Raw genomic sequence first — 1,676 nt, 5'->3', positions numbered from 1 at the left:
CGCTGGCGCAGGAGCGGCGGCTCGTGGTCGGTTCGGTCGGCACCGCGATGCGGAAGCTGGCCGAAGGCGATCTCACCTACCGGATCGCCGATCGTCTTCCCGGCGATTACAACACGTTGCGCGACGATTTCAACAACGTGGTCACGCGTCTGCAAGACGCGATCGGATCGATCACCGAGTCTGCCGGGGGCCTCCGCGAGATCTCCCGCGAAATCGAAATCTCCTCCGACCGCCTCTCAGGGCGGACCAGCCAGCAGGTCGTAACCCTGGAAGAGACCGCAGCCGCGCTTCACGAGATTTCGGCAACGTCGCGAAGCAGCGCCGAAGGCGTGCGGGATGCCGCGGCCGTCGCGTCGCAAACGAAAAGCGAGGCGCTGCGCTCCAGCGCCGTCATGCGCGAAACCACGTCGACGATGTCCGAGATCGCGGCCAGTGCCGAGCGCATCAAGCAAGTCATCAGGGTGATCGACCAGATCGCGTTCCAGACCAACCTGCTGGCCCTCAACGCGGGCGTCGAGGCGGCGCGAGCCGGCGAGGCCGGTCGCGGTTTTGCCGTGGTCGCCCATGAGGTCCGGGGCCTTTCCGTCCGCTCGACCGAGGCGGCGCGCGAGATGAAGGCGCTGATCGACGAAAGCTCGAAGCAGGTGACGCGCGGCGTGCGCCTCGTCGGCGACACCGGCGACGCGCTGCAGGAAATCGTCGGCCGCATCGCCCGCATGGATGGGCTGATTTCCGACATCGCCTTGTCTGCGCAGGAACAGGCGCTCGGTATCGAGGCCATCAGCACGGCCGTGCAGACGATGGACTACGCCAACCAGCAGAACGCCGTCATGGTCGAGGAAGCGAGTTCGGCTGTCAGCGGCCTAAAGGGCGAGGCTGAGACCTTGGTCGGGCTGACGAACCATTTCCAGATCGCGCGCGCCGCACCGCGGCTCGTTGCCGAAAGGGTTCCAAGCAACGCGTGGACGGCAGACGCTGCATCGGCCCGGCGAGCGGTCGCTTAAGACGAACGCCCATCGCTTCGGACCTCCATAGGCCGCTTCCCCAATCCGTTTCAGGCTCGCCTTCGGTGGGGATCTCGCATTGCTTATACTCGCATTGCTTATAAATGCGTGCCGCGGCGATCGCGCGAGGCTTGAGCGTTTCAGGCCCAAGGCCGAGTCAAGCGCATCGAAACAATATTCGGTCCCGCAGATTTCGTTTGAACCGCGCTAGGTACAGAGCAGCGGTCAATCCCGCCGAACCGCCGGCGCATACCCCGACACCGTCGGAAATGGATATCGGGGGCGTTGGGTCGCCAAGGTAAATTGATAAATCTAAAGGCTTTTCAAGGCGGCAATCGCATCTTCGGTATAGTCGATCGCGCCATCCCAATAGGCCTGCAGAACAAGCCGGTTCATGCAGAGCCAGCTCGCCAGCAGCCCCTCCTCGTGCGACGACAACCAGGCCCCGCCCCGGAGGCAAGCGCTTGCACGCACCCTTGCCTCTCCCACCATTCCCTGTATAAGGCACGCTTCGTTTCGGCCGGAGGCTGAACGGACGGCTCGCCTATGCGAGCAGGCTCAAACTCTTCAATCGCGCAATCGATCGAAAGCCAAGCCGGCGTCCCGTGTCTCCGCCTTCGTGTGGTTACTCGTCGGGCCTTTCCGGGGCTCGAAGGGCTTCGCGCCGAGACG

The 1,676-nt window shown here is 64.1% G+C and carries 2 protein-coding genes; one reads left to right on the top strand and one right to left on the bottom strand.

From position 1 onward, the window contains the following. The coding region (locus GSQ79_RS16175) for a methyl-accepting chemotaxis protein (protein WP_246725382.1) at positions 1-1,004 on the top strand (1,004 nt) is incomplete at its 5' end. Between the two features lie 312 nt (positions 1,005-1,316). On the opposite strand, the gene GSQ79_RS16170 is transcribed toward GSQ79_RS16175, so the two are convergent. Beyond that, complete coding sequence (locus tag GSQ79_RS16170) at positions 1,317-1,478, bottom strand: hypothetical protein (RefSeq protein ID WP_158809718.1); 162 nt, start codon at positions 1,476-1,478, stop codon at positions 1,317-1,319. Between the last annotated feature and the right edge of the window lie 198 nt (positions 1,479-1,676).

The sequence above is a fragment of the Beijerinckia sp. L45 genome (genome assembly GCF_009765775.1).
Taxonomy (GTDB): Bacteria; Pseudomonadota; Alphaproteobacteria; order Rhizobiales; family Beijerinckiaceae; genus RH-AL1.
Note: the sequence above shows the minus strand (reverse complement) of the source record. Positions and strands in the feature narration are given on the sequence as shown.